Raw genomic sequence first — 433 nt, forward strand, 5'->3', positions numbered from 1 at the left:
ATCTCCGCAACGCCGTCGCCAACGCCGCGCGCGGACAGGCGCTGCGCGCCGTACCGGACCGCGAAGCGACCAGCATCGCCATCGGCGCCACGTTGCGCAGCGCGGCCTTGCGCCAGCCGGCCGGCGGCGACGGCATCCCGCACGGCACCTTGCAAGTCACCCGCGCCGACCTGCATCGGCCGGTACGCGTGGGAACGAACGCCAACCTGATCCTGTTTGTCGTCGATGCGTCCGGTTCGATGGCGGCGCAGCGGCGCATGGAAGCCTTGAAGGGCGCCGTGCTGGACCTGCTGACGGATGCCTACCAGCGCCGCGACGAAGTGGCCGTGGTGGCCTTCCGGGGCGAGGGCGCCGAGCTGCTGCTGGCGCCGACGCGCAGCGTCGAGCGTGCCGAGGCGGCCTTGCGCGAGCTGCCGACGGGCGGGCGCACGCC

The 433-nt window shown here is 73.7% G+C and carries 1 protein-coding gene; it reads left to right on the forward strand.

The genetic code is table 11. The features are described from left to right. Positions 1-433: VWA domain-containing protein (locus GM672_RS27890; protein WP_155473708.1), on the forward strand; the 433-nt coding region annotated here is incomplete at both ends.

It is taken from the genome of Pseudoduganella buxea (assembly GCF_009720835.1).
Lineage (GTDB): Bacteria > Pseudomonadota > Gammaproteobacteria > Burkholderiales > Burkholderiaceae_D > Rugamonas > Rugamonas buxea.